Source organism: Streptomyces cacaoi (genome assembly GCF_006539165.1).
Taxonomy (GTDB): domain Bacteria; phylum Actinomycetota; class Actinomycetes; order Streptomycetales; family Streptomycetaceae; genus Streptomyces; species Streptomyces cacaoi.
In genome coordinates this window covers 1-19219 of sequence record NZ_BJMM01000053.1, presented here as the reverse complement: position 1 = coordinate 19219, position 19219 = coordinate 1, and the positions used below count along the sequence as shown (strand labels likewise).

Annotated in this window: 11 protein-coding genes and 1 pseudogene; 9 read left to right on the top strand and 3 right to left on the bottom strand. The window is 71.5% G+C overall.

The genetic code is table 11. The features are described from left to right. Window positions 1–118 precede the first annotated feature (118 nt). Window positions 119–3496, bottom strand: coding sequence for a GH92 family glycosyl hydrolase (locus tag SCA03_RS29970; protein WP_230989004.1), 3378 nt, complete (start codon window positions 3494–3496; stop codon window positions 119–121). Window positions 3497–4313: 817 nt separating this feature from the next. On the opposite strand from SCA03_RS29970, the gene SCA03_RS29965 reads away from it, so the two are divergent. The 8 genes from SCA03_RS29965 (at window position 4314) to dxs (ending at window position 14794) form a co-directional block, all read left to right on the top strand. Next, a complete protein-coding gene (locus tag SCA03_RS29965) occupies window positions 4314–5573 on the top strand; it encodes an extracellular solute-binding protein (RefSeq protein WP_030893745.1) in 1260 nt (419 codons plus the stop codon). 75 nt (window positions 5574–5648) lie between these two features. Further along, window positions 5649–6605 (top strand): carbohydrate ABC transporter permease, encoded by a 957-nt coding sequence (locus SCA03_RS29960; RefSeq protein WP_086817833.1) that lies wholly within the window; start codon window positions 5649–5651, stop codon window positions 6603–6605. Beyond that, window positions 6605–7486, top strand: a complete 882-nt coding sequence (locus tag SCA03_RS29955; protein WP_030879239.1) for a carbohydrate ABC transporter permease — start codon at window positions 6605–6607, stop codon at window positions 7484–7486. Before SCA03_RS29960 ends, SCA03_RS29955 begins: the two co-directional genes overlap by 1 nt. Before the next feature lie 239 nt (window positions 7487–7725). Continuing rightward, window positions 7726–8925, top strand: a complete 1200-nt coding sequence (locus tag SCA03_RS29950) for an ROK family transcriptional regulator (protein ID WP_030893747.1) — start codon at window positions 7726–7728, stop codon at window positions 8923–8925. A 245-nt stretch (window positions 8926–9170) separates the two neighbouring features. Next, on the top strand, window positions 9171–10283 hold the full coding sequence (locus SCA03_RS29945; protein ID WP_030879232.1) for a substrate-binding domain-containing protein: 1113 nt from the start codon (window positions 9171–9173) through the stop codon (window positions 10281–10283). 165 nt (window positions 10284–10448) lie between these two features. Beyond that, window positions 10449–11237, top strand: a complete 789-nt coding sequence (locus SCA03_RS29940) for an ATP-binding cassette domain-containing protein (protein WP_170223861.1) — start codon at window positions 10449–10451, stop codon at window positions 11235–11237. Continuing rightward, complete coding sequence (locus tag SCA03_RS29935) at window positions 11234–12541, top strand: sugar ABC transporter permease (protein WP_051846870.1); 1308 nt, start codon at window positions 11234–11236, stop codon at window positions 12539–12541. Before SCA03_RS29940 ends, SCA03_RS29935 begins: the two co-directional genes overlap by 4 nt. A 333-nt stretch (window positions 12542–12874) precedes the next feature. Further along, window positions 12875–14794 carry a 1-deoxy-D-xylulose-5-phosphate synthase gene (gene dxs / locus SCA03_RS29930; RefSeq protein ID WP_086815453.1) on the top strand — a complete coding sequence of 640 codons (1920 nt, stop codon included), beginning with the start codon at window positions 12875–12877 and terminating at the stop codon, window positions 14792–14794. 140 nt (window positions 14795–14934) lie between these two features. Here dxs and SCA03_RS29925 read toward each other — a convergent pair. Next, window positions 14935–15674: pseudogene (locus SCA03_RS29925) on the bottom strand (dienelactone hydrolase family protein). Window positions 15675–16060: 386 nt separating this feature from the next. On the opposite strand from SCA03_RS29925, the gene SCA03_RS29920 reads away from it, so the two are divergent. Next, the gene (locus tag SCA03_RS29920; RefSeq protein ID WP_141275761.1) at window positions 16061–17584 is read left to right on the top strand and encodes a glycosyltransferase family 39 protein; all 1524 of its coding nucleotides are present in this window, start codon (window positions 16061–16063) and stop codon (window positions 17582–17584) included. A 394-nt stretch (window positions 17585–17978) separates the two neighbouring features. On the opposite strand, the gene SCA03_RS29915 is transcribed toward SCA03_RS29920, so the two are convergent. Beyond that, window positions 17979–19013, bottom strand: coding sequence for an Lrp/AsnC family transcriptional regulator (locus tag SCA03_RS29915; RefSeq protein ID WP_158102362.1), 1035 nt, complete (start codon window positions 19011–19013; stop codon window positions 17979–17981). Window positions 19014–19219 lie beyond the last annotated feature (206 nt).

Sequence of the window (19219 nt, the reverse complement as noted above, 5' to 3'; positions counted from 1 at the left end):
GCGGACGGAGCGGGGAAGCGGGAGGGGCACGGCCCCGGGAAAGGGAACGGGGGCCGGGGCGGGTGCCCCGGCCCCCTGCCGCTGGCGGCGGCGGTACCGGTGGTGCGGACCGGACGGCTCAGCGCCGGCCGGGCCGTCCGAGCAGTTCGAACTCGGCCAGGCGCTTGCCGGAGCCCCGGGGGACGAGCCGGTAGCGGTCGTACGTGCCCGGGTGCGGAAGGTCGAACACCCGGGTCTGTCTGTCCCAGCGGAAGGTCTCGCCGGAGCGGCGGTCGACGGTGTGCCACTTCCCGCCGCGCGAGCCCTGGAGCACCCACCCGTCGGGCGCCTTCTCCTTGGCGGACGAGGTGAGGGTGTAGGAGGTGACGCGGGCGCCGTCGGTCACCGGGACGGGGCCGGAGGCCGCGTCGCCGTCCGTGTCACTGGTGTCGTCGAGCAGCGGCGAGTCACCCGGCACCGAGACGTCCCGCCGGGGTGAGGGCACCTTGTCGTCCCGGGTGAGGGACGAGGGCGCGGCCCGCTTGCCGGAGCCCCAGGAGGACGGCTCGGGGCCCATGTCGAACTCCAGCGTGCCGCCCTCGGCGAGCAGCCGGTGCGGCAGCGCGGTGGACTTCCACTTCTTGCCGTCGACCTTCAGGCCCTGCACATAGACGTTCTTCGCGCTGTTCTCGGGCGCCTTGATCACCAGGTCCCGGCCGCCTTCGAGGTGGACGGTGGCCTTGGTGAACAGCGGGGAGCCCACGGCGTACTCGGGCGAGCCCATGACCAGCGGGTAGAAGCCGAGCGCGCTGAAGACGTACCAGGCGGACATCTCGCCGTTGTCCTCGTCGCCCGCGTACCCCTGGCCGATCTCGCTGCCGAGGTAGAGCCGGGAGAGCGCCTCGCGGACCTTCTCCTGGGTCTTCCAGGGCTGTCCCGCGGCGTCGTACATGTAGGCGATGTGGTGTGCGGGCTGGTTGCTGTGCCCGTACATGCCCATCCGGACGTCACGGGCCTCGGTCATCTCGTGGATGATGCCGCCGTAGGAGCCGGCGTACTTCTCCTCCGCGGTCTCCGGGGTGGAGAAGTAGGCGTCGAGCTTCTTCGCCAGGCCCTTGCGCCCGCCGTAGAGGTTGGCGAGACCGCGGGAGTCCTGGGGCGCGGTGAACGCGAAGTTCCAGGCGTTGGTCTCGGTGTAGTCGTGGCCCCATTCGCGCGGCTCGTAGGCGTCGGGGGAGACGCGCCAGCCGCCCTGGGCGTCCTTGCCCTGGAAGAAGCCGACGCGCTTGTCGAAGAGGTGGACGTAGCCCTGGGCGCGCTGGAGGAAGTAGGCGGACTCCTCCTTGTACCGCTTCTCGCCCGTCTTCTTGTAGAGGGCCTGGCCCATGCGCCCGATGCCGTAGTCGTTGAGGTAGCCCTCCAGCGCCCAGGACATGCCTTCCTTGGTGTCGGTGCTGGTGTAGCCGAGGAAGGGGGAGGTGTTCATGCCCTTGCGGCCGACGCCGGGGTCGGGCGGGGCGACGGTGGCGTTCTTGACGGCCGCCTCGTAGGCGGCTTCCACGTCGAAGTCGACGCCCTTGGCGTACGCGTCGGCGAACGCGACGTCGGAGGAGGTGCCGGTCATGAGGTCGGCGTAGCCGGGCGAGGACCAGCGGGAGATCCAGCCGCCGTCCTTGTACTGCTGGACGAAGCCGTCGACGAGCTTGCCCGCGCGCTTCGGGGTGAGGAAGGAGTAGGCGGGCCAGGTGGTGCGGTAGGTGTCCCAGAAGCCGTTGTTGACGTAGACCTCACCGTCGACGATCTTCGAGCCGGTCTCGGTGGGGGTGTCGGGCTTGACGGCCTCGGAGAACGGGCTGGCGTACCGGGTGCGCGAACCCACCTTCTCGTGCCCGGAGTTGGGGTACAGATACAGCCGGTACAGGTTGGAGTACAGCGTGGTGAGCTGGTCCTGTGTCGCGCCCTCGACCTCGATGGTGTCCAGGATGTCGTCCCATTGCGCCTGTGCGCGGTCCTTGACGCGGTCGAAGCCGGCCGAACGCGGGATCTCCTGGCGGAGGTTGGCCTTCGCCTGGTCGACGCCGATCAGCGAGGTGGCGATCCGCATGGAGACGGTGCGGTCGGCGCCGCCGTCGAACCGGAGGTAGCCCGCGGCGTTCTCGGAGCCGCCGCCGTCCAGCTTGCCGCCGCCGGTGACGGGCCGGTCGAACTCGGCGTAGACGAACATCCGGGTGGCGCCGGTGGACAGGCCGCTCTTGACGTCCGACCAGCCGCTGACGGTGCCGCGCCGGGTGTCGAGGGTGAGCCCCGCGTTGTCGTCGACGTTGTCGAAGATGAGGCTCGCGTCGTCCCCGGGGAAGGTGAACCGCATCATCGCCGCGTGGTCGGCGGGCGCGATCTCGGCGCGCAGCTTGTTGCGGAACGTCACGCCGTAGTGGTGGGGGCGTGCCGTCTCGTCGGAGTGCCGGAAGGGCAGGGCGCGGGCCGTGCGCGAGGCGTCCGGGGTGCCGTGCGCGGTGGACGGCATCACCTGGAAGGTCTGCCGGTCGCCCATCCAGGGGCTCGGCTCGTGGCTGGCGGAGAAGCCCTGGAGCGTGGGCAGGTTGTCGTCGTTGTTCTTGCGCGCGTACTCGTACAGCCAGTCCTTGGCGCCCGCGTCGGTCACCGGCGTCCAGAAGTTGAAGCCGTGCGGGACCGCCGTCGCGGGGAAGTTGTTGCCGCGGGAGAACTCGCCGCTGGAGTTGGTGCCGCGGGTGGTGAGCACATGGTCGGACAGGTGCTTCTTCGGCTGGACGCGCTGTGCGGGCCCGAGGCGCAGATCGTCGAGCCAGCCGGAGAACGAGCCGTCGGGGCTGCCCTGGGGCGCGTCGTAGCCGATGAGGACGCGGTCGATCGTCCTGCCCTCGGCGACGGCCCCGATCCGGGCCCGCTGGTTGTTCCACTGGTTGACGTAGAGCGTCTTGCTGTCGCCCTGTGCGCGCGGGTTGAGCCGGATGCCGTGCTGGTCCCGCGCGGTGAGGTCGCTGAGGTAGGTGCCGTCGGTGAAGGCGAGGTCGACGGCGACGTTCGTGGCGCTGTAGGAGCGGTCGTCGCCGGTCATCTCGGGGAAGAGCCGGTAGGACAGCTCGGTGTCGCGGGTGACGGTGACGTCGACGTCGTAGAGCTTGTTGTAGGCGAACCCCCGCCCGTCGGCGGTGTGTTCACCGGCGTAGCGCAGGGCGTGCTGGCCGGTGAAGCCGGCGCCGGTCTTCGCGGTGGGGGACTTCTCGGGTCCGTCGCCGACGCGGGTGGACAGGCCCGGTGCCCCGGTGCCGGGCCGGGTGACGCCGTCGGCGCGTGGCGCGCCGTCGGGGCCGGTCTCGACCGTGTCGCGCCAGTGCGGTGCCGGGTCGTCGTCCTCGAAGGAGGAGTGGAAGCCGGTGGTGCGCTGCGGAGTTCCGGGGTCCGGCACGGCGGAGGCGGACTGCTGGAGCGCGGTGGTGGCGAGGAGGGCGAGAACGAGCGTGGCGGCGGTGCGCACGGCGGCCGGCCGGCGGAGCGCGGGGCCGCGGCGGGGGCGTCGGCGCGGGGACGGCCGGAGGGCGGACGGCGGGGTGGCGCTCGCGGCTCTCCGCCCGGCCGGCGGTCTGGATCGGGGCAGGTGTCTGTGGCGCACACGGACCTCTCAGCAGGGGCCGACAACGTTGTCACAGTCAGATGTCAGAGCCCAGTAACGCGGGTGCTCCCATGCGGTGTCAAGGGATCGGCAGGGGAGTTGGGGAAGGAGGGGAGGAAGGGAGAGGGCCGAGGAGGGGGCCGAGGGAGAGGGCCGAGGTCTCAACTCGGGAAAGATGCCGGGCGGCAGTGCGCTCGATCTTGCCCGGCCGTCGGGCGTGGCCTATATCTGTCCATCTGTCCCACCCCGAACCGAGCCGCGCCCCACCGCCGTTCCCGGGGACACGATTCCGCACGAGCTGTACGACCCGGCTGCCGCGGCCCGCGGCGAGAGAGCGGCGCGGCGGGCGGGGAGGCCGTGCCGAGGACGGCGGTCCGGAGGGCCGGGGCCCGCCCGGCGCCTCGGCGGGGCCGAGGCGCCGGGCACACCCGGAACGGCCCCGGCGAGGGTCCGCAGCCGGGCGTCCGCGCCGTCCTCCGGTGCCGGGCCGGCGGTCCGTGCGCTCCTGTGAACCCGCTGCGGCGCCGGGCCAAGTCCCTTGCCCTACAGGGCATTTCGGAACGGCGATGAAAAGTGGGCTAGACCTGTTGCGGGGGGTCGTGCCTGGATAGTCTCGGCGCCACAGCACAACCGGGATCATCCGTCGCAGAAGTCGACACCGATGTCGAAGGGTTGAGCAGAGATGAAGACAAGAGCAGTCGTGGCCGGTGCCGCAGCGCTCACCATGGCACTGGGCCTGACGGCCTGCGGTGGGGACAGCGGGGGCTCCGGGGACAAGAACACCCTCAAGCTCGTGGCCGCCGACTACGGCGACAAGAAGTCCAACGCGTCCAAGCTCTACTGGCAGGAGGTCGTCAAGGACTTCCGCAAGGAGCACAAGGACATCAAGGTCGACGTCCAGGTCATCAACTGGAACGAGATCGACAAGCAGGTCAAGACGATGATCCAGAGCGGGAACGTGCCCGACCTGCTCCAGACCGGCGGCTACGCCGACAAGGTCGCCGACGACCTGCTCTACAAGGCGGACGAGGTGACGTCCGCCAAGACGCGCGCCAACATCGTCGACTCCTTCAACAAGGCCGGCGAGGTCGACGGCACCCAGTACGGCATCCCGTGGACCTCCTCGACCCGTGTCCTGTTCTACAACAAGGACGTGTTCGAGAAGGCCGGCATCAAGGAGCCGCCGAAGACCTGGGACGAGGTGGCCGAGGCCGCCGAGAAGATCAAGAAGTCCAAGGCCGCCGAGACCCCGTACGCGCTGCCGCTCGGGCCCGAGGAGACCCAGGGCGAGACGATGATCTGGGAGCTGGGCAACGGCGGCGGCTTCACCGACGCGAAGGGCGCGTACACCCTCGACAGCAAGCAGAACGTCGAGACCTTCACCTGGCTGAAGGACAACCTGGTGAAGCCCGGCCTGACCTACGCCAACCCGGCCACCACCGACCGCAAGACCGCCTTCGCCGACTTCGCCGCGGGCAAGGCCGGCATGCTCAACGGGCACCCGACCCTGGTGCAGATGGCCAAGGCCGGCAAGGTCGACTACGGCGTCGCCACGATCCCCGGCAAGAACGGCCCGCTGAAGTCCACGCTGGGCGTGGCGGACTGGATGATGGCCTTCAAGGACGGCGGCAAGAAGGACGCCATCAAGAAGTTCCTCGACTTCACGTACTCGAAGAAGATGCTGAAGTTCAACGAGATGTACAACTTCCCGCCGGTCACCGAGGACGCCGTCCAGCAGATGCGCAGCAGCGGCGAACACAAGGACCTGGAGCCCTTCTTCGAGGAGCTGCCGAACGCGAAGTTCTACCCGCTGGGCGACCCGGCCTGGGACGTGGTCTCCGCCGAGATGAAGAAGACGGGCGGCAAGGCCGTCACGGAGAACCCCCGGCAGGTGCTCGGCGATCTCCAGAAGAAGGCCGAGGACGCGGCGAAGAACAAGTAGACACGGGCGACCCATGCGTCACCGTCCGCACCGGCACCGCACGCCGCGCACCGTAAGGGAGAGCTTCCCGTGTCACTGAAGGCTCCGCCGTCCCCGGACCCGGAGACCGCCGGGTCCCGGGCGCGTGGCGGGCGTTCGAGCCGGCCGGTCCGCCGCCCGCGGGGCGGCGGTCTGGCCCGCCTCGGCCCGCTTCCGTGGATCGCCCCCGTCCTGCTGCTGATCCTCGCCGTCGTCGTCTACCCGATCGTCGAGCTGGTGCGGACCTCGTTCCTGAACATCAGCATCGCGGGGATCATCCGCGGGTCGGCGGGCACCGACAAGTACAGAAAACTGTTCGACGAGACCGACTTCGGGCACGTCCTCGTCTGGACCGTGCTGTGGACGGTGGTGGTCGTCGCCGTCACCATGCTGCTCTCGCTGGGCCTGGCCCAGCTGTTCAACCAGCGCTTCCCCGGGCGCCGGATCACCCGCTGGGCGCTGATCGCGCCGTGGGCGGCGTCCGTGCTGATGACGGCCACCGGCTTCAAGTGGATGCTCAACCAGACGGCGGGCGTCCTCAACACCGTGCTGCTCGATCTGGGGCTGATCGACAAGTCCCGGGACTGGCTGGGCTCGCCGGGCACCGCCTGGCCCTGGATGATGTTCGTCGCCGTCTTCGTCTCGCTGCCGTTCACCACCTACACACTGCTCGCCGGGCTCCAGACCGTCCCGAAGGACGTGTACGAGGCCGCGCGCATCGACGGCGCGAGCGGCTGGCAGACCTACCGCGGCATCACGCTGCCGCTGCTGCGTCCGGCCTTCCTCGTCGGCGTGGTGATCAACCTCATCAACGTCTTCAACTCCTTCCCCGTCATCTGGGCCATGACGCAGGGCGGTCCGGGCAGCGACACCGCCACGACCACGGTGTTCATGTACAAGCTCAAGGAGACCGACATCGCCGAGTCCGCGGCGATGTCGGTGGTGAACTTCGCGATGGTCGTCGTGCTCGTGCTGATCTTCCTGAAGGTCAGCCGGTGGAACGAGGAGGACTGATGGCCGCGACGACCGCGCCCGCGCAGACCGGGGCCCCGGCACCGCCGCCCCGGCCGAAGCAGCGCCGGCTGAGGCCGCGCACGCTGCTGATCGCCGCCTTCGCCTGGCTGCTGGCGGCCGTCTTCATCGCGCCGTACCTGGAGATGATCGTCACCGCGCTGCGGCCGGCCGACGAACTGCGCGACCGCAGCTATCTGCCGGACAGCTGGCAGTGGTCGAACCTGGTCAACGTCTGGAAGGAGTCCTCGCTCGGGGACAATCTCCAGGTCACGCTGCTGGTCTCGGCCGGTGCCACGCTGCTGGTGCTGCTCGTCTCGCTGCCCGCCGCCTACTACACGGCGCGGGTGCGCTTCCGGGGGCGCAAGTGGTTCCTGCTGCTGGTGCTCGTCACGCAGATGTTCCAGCCGACGGCGCTGCTGGTCGGGCTCTACCGCGAGTTCTACCAGCTGGACATGCTCAACTCCGTCTGGACGCTGATCCTGTGCAACGCCGCGTTCAACCTGGCGTTCGCGGTCTGGATCCTGAGCGCGTACATCGGCTCGATCCCCGCCGAGCTGGAGGAGGCCGCCATGGTGGACGGCACCAGCAGGCTCGGCGCGATGGTCAAGGTGACGCTGCCGCTGGCGCTGCCCGGGGTGGTGACCGCGGTGATCTTCACCTTCATCACCTCGTGGAACGAGTTCGTGATGGGGCTGACGCTCTCCACCGAGCCCGCCAAGCAGCCGCTGACGGTCGGCATCAACAACTTCATCGGCAACTACACGGTGCAGTGGAACTACCTCTTCGCCGCCTCCGTGGTGGCGATCGTCCCGGTGATCATCCTGTTCGCCTTCATCGAACGGCATGTGGTCTCCGGTCTGACGGCCGGCTCGGTGAAGTGACCGCGCTCCGCGCCCGGTTGTGCGCGCTGCGTCGTCCTCGCTGAACACCGGCGCCGCAGGGGCCTCACGGTGCCCGGTTCCACCGGACCCCGTGGGGTTCCCGTGCGCTCACACTCCGTAGAATCGCGTCACATATGAGCGCCCACCGCGCCCACCCGTGCTCAAGGACTTGACGCGGTGAACCGCTGGGGCTCTGCTTAGAGTTCAATTGTTGGAGACAAGCGGGGAGAGAAACAGTGGTGGAGACTCCGGGATCGCAGTCCTCGCTTCACCGGGCGAACCTCGAACGCGTCGTCCGTGCCGTGCGCATGGCCGGCTCCCTCACCCAGGCGGAGATCGCCCGTACGACGGGGCTGTCCGCCGCGACCGTCTCCAACATCGTGCGCGAGCTGAAGGAGGCCGGGACCGTCGAGGTCACCCCCACCTCCTCGGGCGGCCGGCGGGCCCGCGCCGTCTCGCTCAGCGCGGACGCCGGACTCGTCGTCGGCGTCGACTTCGGCCACTCCCATCTGCGCGTCGCCATCGGCAACCTGGCGCACAAGGTGCTCAGCGAGGACGCCGAGCCGATCGACGTGGACGCCTCCTCCGCCGAGGGGCTGGACCGCGCCGAGGCCATGGTCCGCCGACTCGTCGGAACCGCCTCCGCCGGCAGCGGGCGCGCCAAGGTCATCGGCGTCGGCCTGGGCGTGCCGGGACCCATCGACATCGGCACCGGGGTGCTCGGCTCCACCGCGATCCTGCCGGGCTGGGCCGGCACCAACCCGCGCGACGACCTCGCCGCCCGGCTGGGCGTCCCGGTCTACGTCGACAACGACGCCAACCTGGGGGCGCTCGGCGAGCAGGTGTGGGGCGCGGGCCACGGCGCCGAGGACCTCGCCTACATCAAGGTGGCCAGCGGTGTCGGCGCCGGGCTGGTGATCAGCGGGCAGGTGTACCGCGGCCCGGGCGGCACGGCGGGCGAGATCGGGCACATCACGCTGGACGAGTCCGGGCCTGTCTGCCGCTGCGGCAACCGCGGCTGCCTGGAGACGTTCACCGCGGCCCGCTACGTCCTGCCGCTGCTCACCCCCACGCACGGCGCCGGGCTGACGATGGAGCGCATGGTGCGGCTCGCGCAGGAGGGCGATCCGGGCTGCCGGCGGGTGATCGCGGATGTCGGACGGCACATCGGCAGCGGCGTCGCCAGCCTGTGCAATCTGCTCAACCCCTCCCGGGTGGTGCTCGGCGGGGATCTCGCCGAGGCCGGCGATCTGGTCCTCGACCCGGTACGCGACTCGGTCGCGCGGTACGCGATCCCCAGCGCGGCACGCCAGTTGACGGTGCTGCCGGGCGAACTCGGCAGCCGGGCCGAGGTGTTGGGAGCGCTCGCGCTGGTGCTGAGCGAGATGGGCGAGGCGACCCTGCTGGACGCGGCCGGGGCGGCGGGCGCGGCGGCCTGACGTCCGGCCGCCGGCCCGGGACCGGCGGGCGCCTCCGGGGGAGCGCGCCCGCGCCCGGTCCGTCCCAACTCCCCGCCCGGTGGCGTCCGTTCACGGGGTACATACGACAAGTGCCTTCACTGCCGTAATGAATGGCATCGTTGCCATCTCGTTAAGGATTTACTTATTGACCGTACGAACGGCGACGAGTTGACTTCCGGCTACCTCGGCCGCGACGCCGCGGCCCCGTCAGGGAGGTAACCCCAATGCACGCAGCAGTGCGCGGCCTCGTGTTCGGCACGGTCACTCTCTCGCTCGCCCTCGCCACCGCCGGCTGCGGCAGCGCGGACCAGGCCGGCGACGACGCCGGGAAGAAGGACAAGAAGGGTCCGCTGACCATCGGGCTCCTGCTCCCCGAGAACCAGACGGCCCGGTACGAACGCTTCGACCGGCCGCTGATGGAGAAGAAGATCAAGGAGCTGGCCGGCAAGGACACCAAGATCCTCTACTCCAACGCCAAGCAGGACGCCACCCTCCAGCAGCAGCAGGTCGACACGATGATCGCCAAGAAGGTCGACGCGCTGATCCTGGACGCGGTGGACGCCAAGTCCATCGCCAGCTCGGTCAAGAAGGCCGACGGCGCGGGCATCCCCGTCGTCGCCTACGACCGGCTCGCCGAGGGCCCCATCAAGGCGTACACGTCGGTGGACAACCCCACCGTCGGCAAGATCCAGGCCAGCTCGCTGCTCAAGGAGCTGGGCGACAAGGCCGACGACGGCAAGATCGTCATGATGAACGGCTCGATCACCGACCCGAACGCCAAGATGTACAAGGACGGCGCCCACTCCGTACTCGACGGCAAGGTGAAGATCGGCAAGGAGTACGACACCAAGGAGTGGAAGCCGGAGAACGCCAACGAGAACATGAAGGGCGCGCTCTCGGCGCTCGGCAAGAAGAACGTCGTCGGCGTCTACTCGGCCAACGACGGCATGGCGGGCGGTGTGATCACCGCGCTCAAGGGCGCCGGGTTCACCAAGGACAACATGCCCCCGGTGACCGGCCAGGACGCCGAACTCAACGGCGTCCAGCGCATCCTGACGGGCGAGCAGTTCATGAGCGTCTACAAGCCCTATGTGCCCGAGACCGAGGCCGCCGCCAAGTTCGCCGTGGCCCTGGCCAAGGGGGACGAGCTCGACGACATCGCCACCTCCAAGACGGACAGCGAGTCCGAGAAGGACGTGCCGACGATCATCGTCAAGCCGCTGCCGCTGACCAAGGACGGCGTCAAGAAGTACGTCGGGCAGCCCGGGTTCTTCACCGCCAAGGAGATCTGCACCGCCAAGTTCGAGAGCGCCTGCGCGAAGGCGGACATCAAGTAGCGGACGGCCGCCGCGCGTTCCCGGCACCGGCCCCGGCGGCCGGAGCGGCGCGCGGCGCCTTCCGGATCCCCCCCCCCTGTCTCCGGCGCCCCCGCCTTCCACCCCGCCACGGCGGGGGCGTCGGCACGCTCACCCGCCGGCACCCGCGGTCAGGCGGCGAAGGAGTTGATTCACGTGTCCGCTACGCCCGTGCTGGCGTTGCGCGGAGTCTCCAAGCGGTTCGGAGCCGTACAGGCGCTCACGGACGTCGAGTTGGAGATCCACCCCGGTGAGGTCGTCGCCCTGGTCGGCGACAACGGCGCCGGCAAGTCCACCCTCGTCAAGACCATCGCCGGGGTCTCCCCGGCGGACGAGGGGACCATCGAGTGGGAGGGCCGCCCGGTCCGCGTCGCACGGCCGCACGACGCCCAGGAGCTGGGCATCGCGACCGTCTACCAGGACCTCGCGCTGTGCGACAACCTCGACGTCGTCGGCAACCTCTTCCTCGGCGGCGAGCTGTTCAAGCGCGGTGTGCTCGACGAGGTCGAGATGGAGCGCCGCGCCCGCGAACTGCTCTCCACGCTCTCCATCCGCATACCCAGCGTCCGGATACCCGTCGCCTCGCTCTCCGGCGGGCAGCGGCAGACCGTGGCCATCGCCCGCTCGCTGCTGGGGGAGCCCAAGGTCGTCGTCCTCGACGAGCCGACGGCGGCGCTCGGCGTCGAGCAGACGGCACAGGTCCTCGACCTGGTCGAGCGGCTGCGCGAGCGGGGCCTCGGCGTGATCCTCATCAGCCACAACATGGCCGAGGTCCGCGAGGTCAGCGACCGGGTCGCCGTCCTGCGGCTGGGGCGCAACAACGGCACCTTCACGGTCGCCGACACCACCCAGGAAGAGATCGTCTCGGCCATCACCGGCGCGACCGACAACGTCGTCACCCGGCGCGAGGCCCGCACCACGGAGGTGAACCAGTGAGCACCGGCACCCCCGCCGAGCCCCGCGAGACCCAGCACGAGGAGCCGCGCACGGATGCCGGAACGGCCGCTTCCGGCGCCGCCACCGCCACCGTCGACCCGCGCCTCCTGGTGCGCCAGGAGGGCTTCAAGGGCTACCTCACCGACCTCGGGCGGCGGCTGCGCACCGGCGAGCTGGGCTCCGTGCCCGTGATCGTCGGGCTGATCGTCATCGCGCTGGTCTTCCAGCTCCAGGACTCCGCCTTCCTCAGCGCGAACAACCTCAACGACCTGTTCGTGCAGAGCGCCGGCACCGGACTGATCGCCGTCGGCATCGTCTTCGTGCTGATCCTCGGCGAGATCGACCTGTCCGTCGGCTCGGTCAGCGGCATGTCGGCGGCCGTCTTCGCCGTGCTCAGCGTCAACCAGGGCATGAACGAGGTGCTCGCCCTGATCCTGGCCGTCCTCACCGGGATGGCGGCAGGGGCCGTGCACGGATTCTTCTTCGCCCGGATCGGCGTACCCGCGTTCGTCGTCACCCTGGCGGGCCTGCTCGGCTGGAACGGTCTGATGCTCCAGATCCTCGGCGCGAGCGGAACGATCAACCTGGACGACGACGGCGTCGTCGCCCAGCTGACCAACCACTACTTCGCCGACAAGGCCGCCGCCATGGGCCTGGCCACCGTCTGCGTCCTGGCCTTCCTCGGCTTCTCGCTGCTGGACGCCCGCCGCCGCAAGGCCGCCGACGTGCCCAGCCGCCCGCTCAGCGAGATCGTGCTGCGCACCGTGGTCCTGGCCGTGCCCGCGTACGCCGCCGCCTTCGTCTTCAACTCCTACAAGGGGCTGCCGCTGGCCGTGGTGATCTTCGTCGGCTTCGTGGTCGTGGGCGACTTCGTGCTGCGCCGCACCGGCTACGGCCGCAAGGTCTTCGCCGTCGGCGGCAGCAGCGAGGCCGCGTCCCGTGCGGGCATCAACGTCTCGCTGATCCGGATCTCGGTCTACTCCATCGCCGGGACCATGGCGGCCATCGGCGGGCTGTTCCTCGCCTCGCAGATCAACGCGGCCAACCAGTCCTCCGGGGCCGGCAGCCTCCTGATGAACTGCATCGCCGCGGCCGTGATCGGCGGCACCAGCCTCTTCGGCGGGCGCGGAAAGACCTGGTCGGCGCTGCTGGGCGCGCTCGTCATCCAGTCGATCAACTCCGGCATGGCCCTGCTCGGCACCGGCTCCGCCGTCCGGGACATGATCACCGGCGCGGTGCTGCTCGCCGCCGTCGTGATCGACTCCGTCTCCCGCAGGACCCAGAAGACCGCCGGACGCGCCTGACAGCGCGGCCGGCGCCGGTGCCGTCCACCGGCCGGGACGACGGCCGGGACGACGGCAGGGACGACGGCCGGGACGACGGCGAGGGTGAGAAACAGGTCACTTTCCGGAAGCGGGGGCACGTGTGCGGCGTACGGCCGCGGGCACACGTGCCCCCGCCCGTGCATACACGGGTCCACGCACGGGGCAAGAGCCTGTTCGTGTGACCGAGATGGCACCGGCCGATGACCGACCTCGCGGGCGGAACATTAGACTCGACGGAATCGGCACAGCACGATCACATGCTCGATCACACGGCTCGATACGCGCGAGCACGCTCGAAGCAAGGAGGTACGGGTGGCGTTGCTGACCCGCATCAGGGGACCACGCGATCTGGACCGGCTCACCCCCGAGCAGCTGGAGGCGCTCGCCGGGGAGATCCGCAGCTTCCTGGTCGACGCGGTCTCCAAGACCGGCGGACACCTGGGCCCGAACCTCGGCGTGGTCGAGCTGACCATCGCCCTGCACCGGGTCTTCGACTCCCCGAAGGACAAGGTGCTCTTCGACACCGGGCACCAGTCCTATGTGCACAAGCTGCTCACCGGCCGCCAGGACTTCTCCAAGCTGCGCGCCAAGGGCGGCATGTCCGGCTACCCCTCGCGCGCCGAATCGGCGCACGACATCATCGAGAACTCGCACGCCTCCACGGTGCTCGGCTGGGCCGACGGCCTGGCGAAGGCCAACGAGGTGCGCGGCGGTGACGACCACGTCGTCGCCGTCATCGGCGACGGGGCGCTCACCGGCGGAATGGCCTGGGAAGCGCTCAACAACATCGCCGCGGCCAAGGACCGTCCGCTCGTCATCGTGGTCAACGACAACGAGCGCTCCTACGAGCCGACCATCGGCGGGCTCGCCAACCACCTCGCCACCCTGCGCACCACCGACGGCTACGAGCGCTTCCTGGCCCGCGGCAAGGAGATGCTCAACCGCACCCCCGTCGTCGGCAAGCCGCTCTACGAGACGCTGCACGGCGCGAAGAAGGGCCTGAAGGACTTCATCGCCCCGCAGGGCATGTTCGAAGACCTCGGCCTGAAGTACGTCGGCCCCATCGACGGGCACGACATCGCGGCCGTCGAATCGGCGCTCCAGCGGGCCAAACGGTTCGGCGGCCCCGTCCTCGTCCACTGCCTCACCGAGAAGGGCCGCGGCTACCAGCCCGCCCGGCAGGACGAGGCCGACCAGTTCCACGCCGTCCCCGTCATCCACCCCGACACCGGGCTGCCCGTCAAGTCCTCCGGCGCCGACTGGACTTCGGTCTTCGGCGAGGAGATGGTCAAGCTCGGCCGCGAGCGGGAGGACATCGTCGCCATCACCGCGGCGATGATGCGCCCCGTCGGACTCCACGCCTTCGCCCAGGAGTTCCCCGAGCGCGTCTACGACGTCGGCATCGCCGAGCAGCACGGCGCGGTCTCCGCAGCCGGCCTCGCCACCGGCGGCCTGCACCCCGTCTTCGCCGTCTACGCCACCTTCCTCAACCGCGCCTTCGACCAGCTGCTGATGGACGTCGCCCTGCACCGGTGCGGCGTCACCTTCGTGCTGGACCGGGCCGGCGTCACCGGCTCCGACGGGCCCTCGCACAACGGCATGTGGGACATGTCGATCCTCCAGTGCGTGCCCGGACTGCGGCTGGCCGCGCCCCGCGACGCCGAACAGGTACGCCAGCAGCTGCGTGAGGCCGTCGAGGTGGACGACGCCCCCACCGTCGTCCGCTACTCCAAGGGCGCCGTCGGCCCCTCCGTGCCCGCTGTCCGCCGCATCGGCGGCATGGACGTGCTGGCCGAGCCCGGCGCCGGGCAGCCGCGGCCCGACGTCCTCATCGTCTCCGTCGGCGGGCTCGCGCCCATGTGCCTGGAGATCGCGACCCTGCTCGACAAGCAGGGGATCTCGGCCACCGTCGTCGACCCGCGCTGGGTCAAGCCCGTCGACGAGTCGCTCCCGCCGCTCGCCGACGAGCACCGCGTCGTCGTCACCGTCGAGGACAACAGCCGTGCGGGCGGCGTCGGTTCGGCCGTCGCCCAGGCGCTGCGCGACGCCGGCGTCGACGTGCCGCTGCGCGACTTCGGCATCCCCGAGCGGTTCCTCGACCACGGCTCCCGCGGCGAGGTCATGTCCGAGATCGGCCTGACGGCACCGGACATCGCCCGCCAGGTCACCGGCCTCGTCGCCAAGCTGGACGGCCGCTACGACGCCGAACGCGCCGAAATCGCCCGAGACTGACCCCGGTCGGGCTCCGCACCGGGCCCGTCTCCCCCCTCTCCTGGAGGGACGGAGGCGGGCCCGCTGCCGTCGCGGGTGCCGCCCGCTGCACGAACGGCCCGCTCCTCGATCCGCGGCCGGACCGCGGACGAGGAGGCGACCTAACGCAGGTGGCGGACGAAGAACCGGGCGGCGGAGTCCGCCGCGAACCCGGGACGCCGGTGTGCCCGCCCGTGGTGGCGTGCAGCGTCTTCTCCCGGGAGCCGAAGGCGTCGAACAGATCCAGGGCCGCCTGCCGGTCGTTGCCCTCGTCGTCCCACTGCAACAGGACGTGCAGCGGGACGGTGACCCGCCGGGCCTCCTCGAACACGGCGCGCGGGACGAGGCTCCCCGCGAACAGCACCGCGGCGGAGATGCGCGGCTCGGCCAGCGCCAGCCGGATCCCGAGGGAGATCACTCCCCCCGAGTACCCGACCGGGCCGCCGATCCCGGGCAGCGCCAGAAGGGCGTCCAGGGCGGCTCGCCACTCCGGTACGGACCGGTCGACGAGCGGCGACACGAGCGCGTCGGCGATCTCGTCGGTGACCGGTTCGCCGGCCCGCAGCGCCCGGCGCAGCTCGGCGCGGGCCCGCTCGACGGCGGGCCACCGGGGCCGGTCGCCGCACCCGGGCAGCTCGATGGTGGCGGTGGCGAAGCCGTCCGCCGTGGCCTGCCGGGCGCGCGCCGCCAGCCGGGGATACATCGTGTGCAGCCCCAGCGTGGGGTGGCCGAGAAGGATCAGCGGTGCCGGTGCGGACGCGGACGTGGACGCGGGCGTCCAGACGATGCCGGGGATCCCGCCGAGGGTGAACGCGCGCTCGACGACGCCGTCGTCGAGGCGCTGTAGTGAAGTGAACCGCATGGTCGTGCCTTTCGGGAGTGCGCGGAACGGCGCTCCCGGACGACCCCTGCCGCCTATCGCCCGACCGTGACCCCGAAGGAGAGCACCCACGTCGTGTTGTTCACGGGTACCACCTCCTCGGTCTCGCGCACGGCCTCCTGGAGGCTAGCAAGCGGCGGACCGCGCGGCCACGGCACGGTCCGGCATCCACCCGGCGGCGACGCCACGACACCGGTTGCCGGGGCGCGGCCGGTCCGGGTGGACGCGGGCGGTCCGGGGTGCGGCCGGTCGGGGTGGACGCGGACGGCTCGGGCGCAACCGGTCCTGGTGGGCGCGGGTGCCCGGGGCGCGGCCGGTTCGTCACGGCCCGGCGGGAGGGGGCCGCGGGGGCTCGATAGGTTGGGGCCATGCCGCAGCCCTCCGTCGAGCGATACGCACCGGGCGCACGACCGGCCCGTGCCGCCTCGCCCCCCAGGGCGCCCGCGGCCCCCGCTCCGCCCGCCCAGCCGCCGGGCCGCCGGATCCCCGCGTTCTGGCCGCGGCTGTTCCCCACGCTCGTCGTGCTCACCCTGCTGACCCGTGCGCCGTCCTTCGCGCGGACCCTGTGGAACCCCGACGAGGGCTTCCTGGCCACCCAGGCGCGGCAACTCGCCGACGGCGGCGTGCTCTACGACACCGTCGTCGACCGCAAGCCGCCCCTCGTGCCGTGGCTGTACCGGGGCGCGTTCGGACTGTTCGGGGACGGGTCGCTGTGGCCGGTGCGGATCGCCGCGATCGTCGCCGTCGTCGTCGGCGCCGGGTTCGCCGCGTCCATCGCCCACCGGCGCTGGGGAGAGCGCACCGCCTGGGCCGCAGGCGCCGCCTACGTCCTGCTGACCGTGGGCCTCGACCCCGAGGACACCCAGGCGGCGACGTTCGAGGTCTTCATGCTGCCGTGGACGGTCGCGGCGATCTGGTGCGCCGAACGCTCCCGCTGGGCCTGGGCCGGGCTGGCGATCGCGGGCGCCGCCCTGTGCAAACAGACCGGCGGCGCCGTCCTGCTGCCCGTACTGGTGATCCTGTGGCAGCACCGGGCCGGCCCGCGCGCCCTGCTCCGGCTCGGCGCCGCCGCGGCGCTGCCGGTGCTCGCGCTCGCGCTCGCCTTCCAGCCCGGGCGGTTCCTGTACTGGATCGCCACCGGCTCCGGCGCCTACCTCTCCGCCGACGGGTCCGGGCTGCGCCCCCTGCTGCGTGCCGCGGGCGGACTCGGACTGCTCGCCCTCGCCGCGCTCCCGCTCGTCGCCGGGCTCGTCGCGGTGACCGGTCCCCGGCGGCGCCGGCTGCGGCACACCGCCGACCTGTGGGCCTGGCTCGCCGCCTCGCTCGGCGCCTCCACCGTCGGCCTCCAGTTCTTCGGGCACTACTTCCTCCAGGTCGTGCCCCCGCTGGCCCTCCTGGGCGCCGCCGCGCTGCGCGAGATCCACCCGCGGACGGCGATGACGTCGATGGCGCTGACGGCGCTGATCTCCTGCTGCTTCGTCGGCTGGGGGTTCACCGCCGATCGCACCGAACTCGACCACGCGCACCGCGTCGCCGACACCGTCCGCGCCTACACCGACCCCGACGACCGCGTCCTGCTGTGGGGCATGCACCCGGAGGGCTACTGGCTCTCCCAACGGGCCCCCGCCTCGCGGTACCTCACGGCCGGGTTCCTCACCAACTTCAGCGGCGGGCGCGGCCCCGCGCGGGTGGGGGAGCGGTACGCGATGGACGGCGCCTGGCCCTACTTCCGGTGGGAGCTGCGGCGGCGGCCACCGCAGTTGATCGTCGACGATGCGCGGGGGAAGCCGTACGGGGCATGGCGGGTGCCGTCGCTGCGCGGGGCCCTGGAGCGGGGGTACGAGCGGGCCGCCCGCATCGACGGAGCGGACATTTATGTGCGGGCTCGTTGACGCCTCGCGTTCGCCGGCCTGACCGTTCAGGCATCGCGCCAGGGCGCTCGCCCTCAAACGCCGGACAGGCTGCACCCGGCGACCTTGTCCGGGGCCCCTACCGGCCGGAGGCCGGGGGAGTTCGAGGACGAGCGACTCCCCGCCGCCGGGGCAAAAAGAGCCCGTCTGGGGGCCCCTCCCGGCCGGAGGCTGGGGGAGTTTGAGGACGAGCGCGAGCGATTCCCCGCCGGGGCGGGAAACGGGGGCAAAAAAGAGCCCGTCCGGCGTTTGAGGACGAGCGCGAGCGATCTCCCGCCGCGGCGGAAAACACGGCAGACGACGCGGAGGCCACGACACCGGCGCGAAGCCGCACATCGTCCATGGGGCGAAGAAGGCCGACCCCCGCGGGGGCGGATCAGTCTGCGCGCGGGATCCATCCCGCGGCCCTCCCCTCGGAGTCGAGCAGCCTCCCGATCCGCTTGACGGACCGCAGCCCGGTCAGCCACCGCACGACCTCGACCCCGGGAAACCGCCGGGCGAGCTGCGCCGCCACCCGGTGCACCTCGGACGGCGCGGGCAGCCACAGCCCGAGGACGAGGTCGGCCTCTCCGACGCAGCTGGCGACGAGCCGTGCCTGCGGCAGTGTGGTGAGCGCACGGGCGGTCTCCTCCAGCCGGTCGCCGGGCACACGGGCCCACAGGGTGGCGGTGACGGGCCATCCGGCGGCTTCCCAGGAGACGTCGCAGCGCAGCGCGAGGCGTCCGGCGCGCAGCAGTGCGGCGAGCCGGCGCCGGGCGGTGGCCTCGGTGACCCCGCAGGCGTCGGCGAGCCGTGCGTAGGAGGTGCGGCCGTCCTCGGCGAGCAGCGCGATCATGCGCGCGTCGACGGGGTCGCGCTCCCCGGACGGCGCGGGGCGGGGCCGGGGGAGGGCGGTGTCGGCGGCGTCGCGCAGGGTGCGGGCCTCGGTGCGGTCGAGGGTGCGCAGTCGCCAGCGGCTGCCTTCGAGCCACAGCCGGGTCACCCACGAGGTGGTGAGGCGGCGGAGCCCGGGCACCTGGCCGAGGGGGCCGAGGAGGTAGTCGGCGAGGGCGGCCCGGTCGCGGGCTCCGACGGTGATGAACAGGTCGCAGGCGCCCGCGGTCAGTTCGACGGAGAGCACCTCGGGGTGCCGGGCGAGGGCGTGTGCGGCCTCGGCCGCCGTGCCGGGGGCGCACTCGGCGGCGACGTAGGCGCTCACGGGGTCGTGGGTGCCCTGGTGGAGCTGCGGATGGTAGGCGGTGACCCAGGCGTGCCCGGCCTCGTGGAGGCGGGCCCAGCGGCGGGCGACGGTGGGCGCGCTGACACCGAGCGCCTCGCCGACGACGGTCCAGGGTGCGCGGGGGTGGATCTGGAGCGCGTGCAGCAGCCGCAGATCCAGTTCGCTGAGTGCGCTCGTTCCGACGGATTCCATCATCTCCAGCTTACGGATGACGGATCGTGACGGGTGGCGCGCGTAGACGACCGGAGTCCGCGCATCCTTCCTGCGGGCGCCCGCTCGACGGTGTCGCTGCCGGCGCCCCTCCACATCCGTACCGTCCAGCGGGCGGCCCGGCCCCCTCCGCACACCGGGCCGCCCGCTTCCCCGCCGCCCGCCGTCCCCTCCTCCCCCCCCCCCCC

What these genes read in the sequence shown, in the direction of transcription:
- SCA03_RS29965 (WP_030893745.1), top strand. Translation starts at nt 4,314, where the DNA reads ATGAAGACAAGAGCAGTCGTGGCCGGTGCCGCAGCGCTCACCATGGCA.
- SCA03_RS29955 (WP_030879239.1), top strand. Translation starts at nt 6,605, where the DNA reads ATGGCCGCGACGACCGCGCCCGCGCAGACCGGGGCCCCGGCACCGCCG.
- SCA03_RS29945 (WP_030879232.1), top strand. Translation starts at nt 9,171, where the DNA reads ATGCACGCAGCAGTGCGCGGCCTCGTGTTCGGCACGGTCACTCTCTCG.
- SCA03_RS29920 (WP_141275761.1), top strand. Translation starts at nt 16,061, where the DNA reads ATGCCGCAGCCCTCCGTCGAGCGATACGCACCGGGCGCACGACCGGCC.
- SCA03_RS29915 (WP_158102362.1), bottom strand. Translation starts at nt 19,013, where the DNA reads ATGGAATCCGTCGGAACGAGCGCACTCAGCGAACTGGATCTGCGGCTG.